Origin of the sequence: Saccharibacillus sp. O23 (genome assembly GCF_002205895.1) — a bacterium.
Taxonomy (GTDB): Bacteria; Bacillota; Bacilli; order Paenibacillales; family Paenibacillaceae; genus Saccharibacillus.
Window position 1 is genome coordinate 37,528 of the sequence record NZ_NJDE01000030.1, and the last position, 10,369, is coordinate 47,896.

At 54.6% G+C, this 10,369-nt stretch carries 10 protein-coding genes; 4 read left to right on the forward strand and 6 right to left on the reverse strand.

The window, feature by feature from the left end; genetic code table 11:
• The first annotated feature begins 323 nt into the window (after positions 1 to 323).
• Positions 324 to 1,130: a hypothetical protein gene (locus CDO73_RS24935; RefSeq protein WP_088491205.1), complete on the forward strand. Its 807-nt coding sequence runs from the start codon at positions 324 to 326 to the stop codon at positions 1,128 to 1,130.
• 153 nt (positions 1,131 to 1,283) lie between these two features.
• Entirely contained in the window at positions 1,284 to 1,868 is a 585-nt protein-coding gene (locus CDO73_RS24940; RefSeq protein WP_088491206.1) for an LOG family protein, read from the forward strand.
• A 157-nt stretch (positions 1,869 to 2,025) separates the two neighbouring features.
• Here CDO73_RS24940 and CDO73_RS26915 read toward each other — a convergent pair whose 3' ends face one another.
• Positions 2,026 to 2,184, reverse strand: coding sequence for a hypothetical protein (locus tag CDO73_RS26915; protein ID WP_179218832.1), 159 nt, complete (start codon positions 2,182 to 2,184; stop codon positions 2,026 to 2,028).
• 296 nt (positions 2,185 to 2,480) lie between these two features.
• Positions 2,481 to 3,317: a formate/nitrite transporter family protein gene (locus CDO73_RS24950; RefSeq protein ID WP_088491208.1), complete on the reverse strand. Its 837-nt coding sequence runs from the start codon at positions 3,315 to 3,317 to the stop codon at positions 2,481 to 2,483.
• A gap of 255 nt (positions 3,318 to 3,572) precedes the next feature.
• On the opposite strand from CDO73_RS24950, the gene CDO73_RS24955 reads away from it, so the two are divergent.
• On the forward strand, positions 3,573 to 4,547 hold the full coding sequence (locus CDO73_RS24955) for a phosphotransferase family protein (RefSeq protein WP_088491209.1): 975 nt from the start codon (positions 3,573 to 3,575) through the stop codon (positions 4,545 to 4,547).
• A 442-nt stretch (positions 4,548 to 4,989) separates the two neighbouring features.
• On the opposite strand, the gene CDO73_RS24960 is transcribed toward CDO73_RS24955, so the two are convergent.
• The 4 genes from CDO73_RS24960 to CDO73_RS24975 form a co-directional block, all read right to left on the reverse strand.
• A complete protein-coding gene (locus CDO73_RS24960; RefSeq protein ID WP_088491210.1) occupies positions 4,990 to 6,381 on the reverse strand; it encodes an FAD-dependent oxidoreductase in 1,392 nt (463 codons plus the stop codon).
• A gap of 423 nt (positions 6,382 to 6,804) precedes the next feature.
• On the reverse strand, positions 6,805 to 7,680 hold the full coding sequence (locus CDO73_RS24965) for an ABC transporter ATP-binding protein (protein WP_088491211.1): 876 nt from the start codon (positions 7,678 to 7,680) through the stop codon (positions 6,805 to 6,807).
• Between the two features lie 345 nt (positions 7,681 to 8,025).
• Complete coding sequence (locus CDO73_RS24970) at positions 8,026 to 8,457, reverse strand: AbrB/MazE/SpoVT family DNA-binding domain-containing protein (RefSeq protein ID WP_256972845.1); 432 nt, start codon at positions 8,455 to 8,457, stop codon at positions 8,026 to 8,028.
• 428 nt (positions 8,458 to 8,885) lie between these two features.
• The gene (locus CDO73_RS24975) at positions 8,886 to 9,104 is read right to left on the reverse strand and encodes an aspartyl-phosphate phosphatase Spo0E family protein (protein WP_256972846.1); all 219 of its coding nucleotides are present in this window, start codon (positions 9,102 to 9,104) and stop codon (positions 8,886 to 8,888) included.
• A 235-nt stretch (positions 9,105 to 9,339) separates the two neighbouring features.
• Between CDO73_RS24975 and CDO73_RS24980 the strand changes: the two genes are divergently transcribed.
• Entirely contained in the window at positions 9,340 to 9,765 is a 426-nt protein-coding gene (locus CDO73_RS24980) for a MarR family winged helix-turn-helix transcriptional regulator (RefSeq protein WP_088491214.1), read from the forward strand.
• Positions 9,766 to 10,369: the final 604 nt, after the last annotated feature.

The following is a 10,369-nucleotide window of genomic DNA, read 5'->3' on the forward strand; positions in this document are numbered from 1 at the left end:
ATTGTAGCATATTTCGCCGTTAAATATTTTCGGGAAGTTATTTGACGCGGTGTTTCAACGGGAGGGACTCGCGGGTATTAAAAAGCATTGGCAAATAGACAGTAAGTGATGTCCCCTTCATGAACTGTTCCTACTGCCATATCATGGACCACTCCCGAAATTAGCCTTCACAAGCTCCTTCCCCCGGACTTGTGAAGGCTAATTTATTTTTATGCCAACTTTTCCTTTCGCAAAAACGTTTACGGAAGAGAAGTTCCCGTTTGAACCTTCCGTCGATCGATACAGCCATAATGGAAATTCAGCCATGTAAGGAGGAGAACGCTTTGCCGCGAAAAAGCATATGGATTCCCGCGATTGCAGGCCTGCTGCTGCTGTCCGCCTGCTCGCCGCAAGAGCTGGCGACGAACTTCGCCAAAGGCAGGCTCATCGAGGCCGGAGCCGAACGTTATCCCGATCAACAGCGTCCGTCTATCGGATATGCTTCCGGTTCGGGCTTCACGTGGAACAAAGGCAAAGAAACGCAGAACAAAGACGCATGGAGAAACCTGGCGGAAGCCGGTCCGACCGGCGAGCCGAACGAAGTGGACATTTCCGCCGAACACGGTTACGGCTACACGTTGAACGGTACGCAGTCCCGCATTTCCGGCAAGTCGCTGGCATCTTTGGTCGAACGCGCGGCCGCTTACGAATACAAACATAAGCCTTCGGGCATCCGCATCGATTCTCAAGTGGAAGAAGACGGGTATGTCGCGGCGTCTTTCCCTTATCGGTACAAAGGCGAAGATTATACCGGAACGATCCTCGCGAAAAAGAAAGGCGAGACTTATATCTACAAAAGACTGAACTTCTCCCGGGAAATGACCGACGAAGGCCTGGAACTGCCGTTGGTGCCGGGTAACGGTTCGATGGGGATCGGCGAAGGCAATCGAAGCGTCTCTTGGACCGGAGGCAGCGTGCATGACCAACGCATTCGCGAAGTGGTCATCCACTTCGAAGACGAGAGCCTCCGCCGCATTCCGATCGCGGAAGATCAAGCGACCTATATGATTCCGGCAGAATGGGACCGCGAGATTCAATACGTCGAAGGATTGGACGCGGACGGCAAGTCTCTTTATTCTTGGCAGTTCTGAATATCCGCCCTCTCCCGGCAATCCGGCCGCACCCGCGAATCGCGGGTGCTTTTTTCCGTATTTTTACAAAGCGTTCGGGTGTCGGCCTTCTGCGCCTTATGCTATGCTGGGCTATATGCAAACCGATTCTTCGACGAAAAGGAGACTTCATTCATGCTAAACAGCATTGCGGTATTCTGCGGTTCGAGAGAAGGCGCGTCGCCCGCGTATATGGAGAGCGCCCGAGCGCTGGGACGCGAACTCGGCACGCGAGGCATTACGCTCGTCTACGGCGGTTCGCGGCTCGGGCTGATGGGCGCGGTCGCCGATGCGGTATTGGAACGCGGCGGGCAAGCGATCGGGGTGCTCCCCCATTTCATGCAGGTGCGCGAGATCGCTCATCCGGGCCTGACGGAGCTGATCATGGTCGAGTCGATGCACGAACGCAAAGCCAAGATGACGGAGCTGGCCGAAGGATTCGTGACGCTGCCCGGCGGCTCCGGCACGATGGAAGAATATTTCGAGATCTTTACGTGGGCGCAGCTCGGCCTGCATGCGAAACCGATCGGCGTGCTGAATTCGGCGGGCTACTACGATCCGCTGATCGCGCTGTTCGACCGGATGACCGGCGAAGGCTTCGTCACTCCGCAGCATCGCGAAATGATGCTGACCGCCGTCGAACCGGCCGCGCTTCTGGACCGGATGCAAGCTTACCGGATGCCGGAGACGAAACGGATTCTGACCGAAGACCGTACTTGACGGCAAGTCGGCGGTTCATCGAACGCGAACGGCTTGCCGGCGCGTATTCCGTCTCATTTTACGAGACATCGGGAAAAACGGCCCGCTTATGCGGAGCCGTTTTTCTTTGGTTATTCGCGAGCGGACCGCGTCGTGCCGGTATCCGCCGCTCGCGTCATTACCGGCGTTTCTCGCTCTGTCTTCCGCCCCAACGCCACTGTTTCCGTTCTCCGTTCATCTGCTCCGCGCGGCGCCAGTAGTTGCGATCCACTTCGCGAAGACGTTCTTTTTCTTCCTCTCTCAACTTCTCCAGCATGTACGGATGGTTCGCTTCCATTCTGTTCTCCTCCTTATCGGTGTTGGTCCGGCCGAATGCGATCATTTGTTCGCTTCCTTATCAAGTATAGTCGCCGAACCGGGACACCTGTATGTCCGGGTTATTTGCTTTGATACAAGAAGCATAATCGAGGACGCGCGGAGGAAAAAGGGTAGAGCTGACACGAAAGTTTTCGCCTTTTACAGCTTAGTGCGGGGCTCGGGCGGAATTTAGGCGGAAAAAGAAAAAGAACCTGCCGCTTAAGTGCAGGTTCTGATTCTTTCGAGGACTCGGCAGTCGGAAATTTTCGCGGCCGATCAAGCGTGTTTCTTCAATTCTTGCGCGCCGTATGCTCCGTGAGCGGCCGCCTCGCTTTGCGCGGAATCGGATTTGCGCAGGTAAGCGGCCCAGTAAGCGGCCCCTACGAAGATCGCGCCGCCGGTCAGGTTGCCGAGCCATACCGGAACGAAGTTGGCGAAGTATTGTCCCCAAGTAAAGTGGCCTTCGAAGATCGCCGCCGGGATCAGGAACATGTTCGCCACGACGTGCTGGAAGCCGATCGCGACGAACGCCATCGTCGGGAACCAGATGCCGAGGACCTTGCCGCTCATGTTGTCCGCTCCGTAGCTGAGCCATACGGCCAGAGCGACCAGCCAGTTGCAGCCGATGCCGGAAATGAACGATTGCAGGAACGTGCTGTCGATCTTATGGCCCGCCATGTCGACCAGTTTGTCGAGATAAGGACCCGAAGCGGTCAATCCGACGACGTGGCCGAAGAAGTAGGCTACGAAGATCGCGCCCGCGAAGTTGGCGATCGTGATCAGCACCAGATTCTTGAGCATCTCGCCGGTCGTGATCCGGCGCGCCATGCGAGCCAGCGGCACGGCCATCATATTGCCGGTCAGCAGCTCGCCGCCGGCCAGCAGAACCAGAACCAGTCCGACCGGGAACACCGCCGCGCCTACGAAATTCGCCATGCTTCCCCACTCGGCCGGCGTATTCGCGATGACGCGAATATCCAGCAGGAAGCCGAGCGCGATAAACGCTCCGGCCAAGAATCCGAGAATCAGGACGGAAGAAAGCGGGTTATGGGCTTTCTTGACGCCGTTTTCGACGGTGACTTCCGCGATTTGCGCCGGTTTGTTGTAAGCCATTGTTGTTTTCCCCTTTATGCTTAAAATTTGAAAGGTCTCTTGTCGTACCTCATTTTAGCGTAGAAGATCGCACAGGTACGTGATAAAGGTCATACTTTCGGAGATAAAGTGAATAATTTCACGTATTTTCAGGAAATTCATTTCCTTCTTTGTCCATCGGGGATTTCTTGCTTTCGCCGCCTGCCGCTCCCTATTCAAGTTTGCGCCGGGCCTTTATAGTGGATAAGAATATGGGAAAAGGAGTGTGTGCCTCGAATGAACCGTAACGAAGCGTCTTCCGGCGGGCTTCCCCTCTGGATGGCGAATATCCCCGAGTCTGCCGATTGGACGGCGGCGGAGCCGATCGACAAAGGCTGGTCGGCCGACCGCAAATACCGGATCGAAACGCGCGGCGGAGATCGGCTGCTGCTGCGCTGTTCCGACGCCGCGCTGGCGGAAGCTAAAAAAGCCGAATTCGAGCGGGTGCGCCAAGTCGCGGCGCTCGGGATTCCGTGTTCGCGGCCGATCGCTTTCGGCGAACGCGCCGGCACGGGTGAAGAAGGCGAGCCGGGCGGCGCGCCGTTCGTCTATTCGCTGCTGAGCTGGATCGAGGGCGAGGATGCCCAGGATCGGCTGCCCGATCTGCCGGAGAGCGACGCGTACCGGCTGGGCCGTCAGGCCGGCGAATGGCTGCGCCGGATGCACGGATTGGCCGTTCCGGCGGACGCGGAGCCGCCGGCGGTCGCGGTGCGCCGAGAGCTGGCCCGCAAGCGGGAGGCTTACGGGAAATGCGGCTATCGCCTGCCGTTCGACGCGGAGCTGTCGGCGCGGATCGAAGCGCTTCTGCCGCTGCTGGACGGCGTGCCGGCCGGTTTCCGCCAAGGGGATTATCACCCCGGCAACATGATTCTGGGGCCGGACGGCAGCCTCGGCATCATCGATTTCAATCGCTCGGCCACGGGCGATCCGTATCGGGATTTCAACCGGCTCGTCACGTTCACGAGCGGGATCAGTCTGCCGTTCGCCAGAGGCCAACTCGACGGCTATCTGGCGGCCGGGCCGCATGATCCGAGTTTCTTCGGCCGGATGGCGCTGTACTGCGCCATGGAATGTTGGTTCGCGATCGTCTGGGCCGTGCCGTTCGGAGAACCGGAGATTACGGATACGCTGCGGCGATCGGAGCGGATCTGGTCGGACTATAGGGGGTTCGAGCTGGGGGCTCCTGAGTGGTATGGGGGGCTTGAGCTTTAGTCCTGGGAACCTTTGGAAGTTCCTGTTCGTTTCTGGGGGCCGCGAGTCGGCAGGAGAATTTCATCAGCATATGCTTCCGACGAACCTTTCTCCGAAAGGTCTTAGATCGCGTGTTGAAATCGAGAAAAGCGATCAAATTTTAGTAAGGAATTTTCTCGATTTCAAAGGCGACCTACAGCATATGCTTCCGAAGTGCATTTCTTCGAAATGCTTTAGCTCCTACACTGAAATTCTCCCGCCTTTGTGGCGGCCGGAATCGATCAAGAACGGATCAAAAGGCGAGCCTGCAGCTCTGTTTGGATTAAGGGAAAAAGGCGGACAGAAGTCTAGGCTTTCTGTCCGTTTTTCGTGCAAAAAATAAAGGGCATAAAAAAACCTGCCGATTCTTATCGGCAGGCGGGAGCAAGCTATATCTAGCATGAAGGGAAAGACGCACCTTCGATTAAACGTTGGTTTTGGCTTTGGCGGCTTGTTCGACGGATTCGGCGGCAGGTGCGGGTTCGGCTTCCATCGCGGCGAAACCGAGGGAATTCAGGTAGTTCCACGGTTTGTTGTAGTGCGGTTGGAAGAAGAAGTCCACGAAAGCCAGTTCTTCGACGGTCATCTTGTTCTGAATGCAGACGGACAGCGTATTGATCGACTGGGTCAGGTCCACTTTCGACATGAGCTGCGCGCCGACGATCCGGCGGCTGTCTTTTTCGAACACGATCTTGAACGTCGCTTTGGCGTATTCCGGCATGAATTCCGGACGGTAGTTATCTTCGAACATGGCGGTCGCCACGTCGAGTCCGGCTTCGTTCGCCGCTTCTTCGGTCATGCCGGTCGCGGCGATATTGTCTTCGTAGATCTTGATGCCGCTCGTGCCCTGCGTACCCATATAAGACACTTTCTTCTCGACCAGGTTCATCGCGACGAGCGCGCCCATGCGCACGGCGTTGGTCGCGAGCGGGATATAAGCGGCTTTGCCTGTCGGGTTGTAACGGATCGCGCAGCTGTCGCCCGCGGCGTATACGTCTTTCGCGCTGGTCTCCATATAGTTGTCGACGAGAATCGCTCCGTTCGGCATCATGTCGACTTGGCCTTTGAGCAGTTCGGTATTCGGACGGAACCCGATGCACAAGATCACGAGATCGGCTTCATGCGAGCCTTTGGTCGTGACGACGGTTTGCACGCTGCCCGCCTGACCTTCGAAACGCACGACTTTCTCGTCCAGCGCCAGATTGATGCCTTGATCCATCAGCGACTCTTCGATCCGGTCCGTGAATTCCGCGTCCAGATACTTGCTCAAGATGCGCGGTTCCGCGTCGATCAGCGTGACTTGTTTGCCGTTCATTTCGAACGCTTCGACCAGCTCGACGCCGATGTAGCCCGCGCCGATCACGACGACTTTTTTCGCCGATTTGGCTTTTTCGATAATGGTATTGGAATGGTTGAAGTTCTTCGACAGGATGATGTTCTCCAGTTCGATGCCTTCGAATTTCGGTACGACCGGCCACGAACCCGTGGTCACGATCAGTTTGTCGAACGTATCGTCGAACTCTTCGCCCGTCTCCAGATTGCGGACGATCAGCGTCTTGCCTTCGGTATCGACGTTCAACACTTCATGGCGCATCCGGGTCGTCACGCCCAACGTCATCAGATGTTCCGGCGAGGAGTAGAACAATCCGTTCGGATCTTTGACCACTCCGCCGACGTACAGCGCGATGCCGCACGAGAGGAACGAGATGTTGTCGTTGCGTTCGTAGACCGTGATCTCCGCTTCCGGGTACAGCTTGGCGGCACGGACGATAGCGGCGGTTCCTGCATGCGTACAACCGATAACTGCGATCTTCATAAATGAATTCCTCCAATTGGGATGATGTATGGGGTGAGACTCGCGAATACTTGATGTTTGTGAAAAAAGTAACTTTATAACATGCAGACTGCCGACGTTTGCGTGATCGGTTCCCTGTAATCTTTCTCGACAACCGGCTTCGACTTGTGAATCCTTTCACCAGGTTATATGCACCTTCTTGTGAATTCGTTCACCTGATAATCTTATTATAGTGTGACATTTTTCACAGCGCAAGGGGTTATGCATCATTTTTCACAAAGTTCACAACTTCGACACAATGTGAGCGTTCGCATACGGCCGTTACGGGTCAGACCGTATTTTTTATCATAGAAACTTGTTTGAGCGCTCGTAAATGCCAAAAAACCGCGCTTCGGCAGCGATTGCCGAAACGCGGTCCTGATTAACGATTCTCTGCCGACCGGATTATTGAGAGGCCGTACGCAGCGTTTCTCCGCCCGTCTGCTGCGACAAAGACGCGGATTTCTGGGTAGCCTCGCGCTTGCGCTCTTCCGACAGCGCATAGAGCGCATACGGCAGGCAGAGCGGTACGCCGGTGCGGGGATCGGTCACGATATCCGCTTCGATGCCGAAGACTTCGTGCATGACCAGCGGGCACATGACTTCGAGCGGCGTGCCCGAAGCGAGCGCTTGGCCGTTCTTGATCGCGATCATATGCTGAGCGAAACGGGACGCATGGTTCAGGTCATGCACGACCATGACGATCGTTCGACCTTCCGTCTTGTTGAGATCATGCAGAAGCTGCAAGACTTCCAACTGGTGCGCCATATCGAGATAAGTCGTCGGTTCGTCGAGGAACAGAATATCGGTCTCTTGAGCCAGCGACATCGCGATCCAAGCCCGCTGCCGCTGTCCGCCGGACAGCTGATCGATCGGGCGGTCGTGGAACTGGCGCATGCCGGTCACGTCGAGCGCCCACTCCACGATCTTCTTGTCTTCGGCTTTGAGCGTGCCGAAGCCTTTCTGATGCGGAAAACGTCCGTAGGAGACCAGTTCGGTCACGGTCAATCCTTCCGGCGCGGTCGGCGTCTGAGGCAGAATCGCGAGCTGCTTCGCGACTTCGCGGGTAGACTGTTTATGGATGGATTTGCCGTCGAGCAGCACGCTGCCGCCTTTCGGACGCATCAAGCGCGCCATCGTCTTCAAGATCGTCGATTTGCCGGAACCGTTGGCGCCCACCAGAGCGGTAATCTTGCCTTGAGGAATTTCGATATTCAGATCCTTGACGATTAAACGATCCTCATAGGCGATATCAAGATGCGATGTGCTTAAACGGAACATAGAGCAAATCATTCCCTTCCGAAAAATTCGGGGCTCGAGGCGCATCTCTTCCAAGCGCGCATGCAAGCCTTCTGATCGATTTATGGTTCTTCCTCTGCTGTCGACAACAAACGTTCGGACATCATCATTCGGTGCGCGGTAAGTAAGACCGCTCGGGTATCTATATGAAATCATCGGTTCTTCATCGATTCTTCATTACAGTTTAAGATACTGATAATCATTATCATATGTCAAGTTAAATTTAACCTTCCCGATTCTCCGGACATGACAAAAAGGCCCGAGAACCCCCTTGGTCCTCGGGCCCTTTCCACCAGGAAAGTACAAGATCGGTAGTTTGGCGGCGCGTTACGCCTTGTACTTGAGCTGCTTCTTGAGCTGGCTGACCCGGCTCTGGCTGATTCCCAGCATCTGGGCGATCTCGCTCTGGCTGGCTTCCGGATGGTCGATCAACGCCTGCTCCAGACGCGGCAGCATATCCGAGACCCGAATCCGCTTCTTCGAAGGCGATTCTTCGACCGCGGGCACATGATTCACGGGAACCGCCGGAGCGTGCTTCAATTCTTCCAGACACGAAGCGCACACGAATTGATCCTTGTAATAGACAACGCTGTCCAACGTGCGGCAGAACGCGCACTCGGTCGATTTGTACTTGCGCATGACGAGCATGCCGTCATCCGTTACGAAAAATTCCAACGAGTCGCCGATCTCGATATTTCGCGTTCCTCGAATTTCGCTGGGAATCACGATCCGTCCGAGACTATCCAAACTACGAATCATACCGGTATCCTTCATTTTGAATTCCTCTCTATGTTAAGTTAGCGTTTAACAAAAGGTTTATTTAATATGCAGTATAGCATATCTCGTAAAAATTTCTACTTTTTGTTCAAAAAACAATAATTATTCCAAATCATTTCGTCCCGTATTTTGCCTGTATAGGCACTAGATTCATTGTACCGGTAAAGCGTTGCTACATCAAGATAACAAAAAAATAAAAAAATAAAAAATGTAAACACGGTCCGTTTTCGCCGTCCGTTTCGCTTTGCTTATAAATTCGGATACAGAAAAAACCGCCTTGTTCAAAAAGACGGATCGGTGGGGCCGGAATCCATACGTTTTGACAAAGCGGTTTTTCACGAGATTTCATTGTAAGGCTTCAACGTCAAGGTCTGCTGCTTATTATCGCAAATCGTCAAACGCCGTACGACTTATAGCAGAGTCGGCTGCAACTGCCGAGCTTCCGCCCTTGCGGACTTCTGCCGCTGCGCAAGTACAATATAAGCGTCCAACCGCTGGCTTAACTCGACAACGTCCCGGTCACAAAAACTTTTATGCTGCGTGATCATAAGCAGTTCGTGTCGCAAGTGCTCGATCTTGCTGTTCAGCGGTTCTTCGTTGCGATAAGATTCGTAAGCCAATACGGTCACCTTCTCTCTCGTGCTTACTTTTTAATCATAAAGTCTGATAGTAAAAAACAATTTTTGCTAAATTCAGAGAAAAGAACACTTTTTATCGTGTTGTTGATAGCGGATACGAAAAAAGGACGACTTTGGATCGCTTGACGCTGAATTCTTTTTTCTGGTATATCTGAACGTGCCCCTTCCGTCTTAGGACCTCTACCCGGAAGGAACGAGTTCATTTCATCATTCGAGGAGGGTTACCATGTTTTCCGATTCCGCCGAGCTGACCCACCTTTTGATCCGAACGCTTCGCGCTCATCATACCCGTATGCATGCCGCTCACCAGTCGCTTGGCATTCATCCCGGCCAAGCCCCGGTGTTTTTTATTCTTTCCAGTCACGAAGGCTTGAACCAGAAAGAATTGGCCGAAAAGATGCATATCAAACCGGCCACGTTGACCGTTATGCTCACGCGCCTCGAACAATCCGGCTTCGTGGAGCGGTTCTCCGATCCGTCCGACCAGCGCGTCTGGCGGATTCGCTTGACGCCGGAAGGCCGCGAAATCTCCCGCCGCGTTCAGGACGCGGTCAAAGAGATCGACACGCTGACGTTCGGCAACTTCTCGGAAGAAGAGAAAGGAGAATTCCGGCATCTGATGGAGAAGATGTACGGGAATTTGCGGGAGTAGCGGAAGAAGAGGCGAACCCCTATGCGCAAGTCCGTTTGACACGACGCGCTTCGGAGAAAGCTCGCGAATCAAACTTCGGTTTCTAACGGATCGAGGTAAAGCTTAGCATGCATTCGGAGCGATTTTTGAATTCTAACGGATCTATATGACGCTTAGAACGAAAATACGCGGATTTCGAGCCGAAAAAGAAGCGAATCAGGCGGCTAACGAATTGACGATCCGTTAGCCTTTCCAAACGGGTTGTTTTGCGGTTCTAACGAATCGACGATCCGTTACGTCGGCGCAGTCGCTTTACCGCCTACGCGGCTTTCCCGAAAAAATAAAAAAGAAGCCGGAGATTCTCTGTCGAACAGAGAATCTCCGGCTTTATTTGAGTTCGGATCGGTTGAGTTCGCCGCGCTCGGAAGGAACAAGCCCGATCCGGTCAGAATGCGATCGCAGCAAGGCTCGAGCCCGACAGAAGAGCTTACTTAGGGCAGGGCAGCAGGGCACTGCCGGAAAGAGCCCGCGGGCTCGTCTCCGGAGCGCCTTAACGCTCTTAGCGGCGGCGACCTCGGCCGCCGCTATCGCCCCGGCCTCCGCTGCGGCCGGAGCCGGAGCCCAA